This window comes from Oleiphilus sp. HI0123, from assembly GCF_001635315.1.
Genome location: NZ_LWGE01000837.1, coordinates 1 through 278 on the forward strand (window position 1 = coordinate 1; position 278 = coordinate 278).

1 pseudogene is annotated in these 278 nt (G+C 44.6%); it reads left to right on the forward strand.

Annotated features, from left to right (window positions below):
- A pseudogene (locus A3761_RS27305) lies at nucleotides 1–278 on the forward strand (YggW family oxidoreductase); the annotation flags it as partial.

A 278-nucleotide genomic window follows, 5' to 3' on the forward strand; every position in this document is an offset into this window, starting at 1 on the left:
ATGGATGATATCCAAAGTGCATTATCGCTTGGGCCGAATCACTTATCCTGGTATCAATTGACGATCGAACAAAATACCGAGTTCTATCGCTACCCGCCTGCTCTACCTGAAGATGAACTGATGTGGGATATTCAAAATAATGGCCTGCAATTGTTAGGCGAGAAGGGTTTTCAGCAGTACGAAGTCTCGGCATTCTCGAAACCAGATTTTCAAGCTAAGCACAATCTTAATTACTGGCAGTTTGGTGACTATCTTGGCATTGGTGCCGGTGCACACTC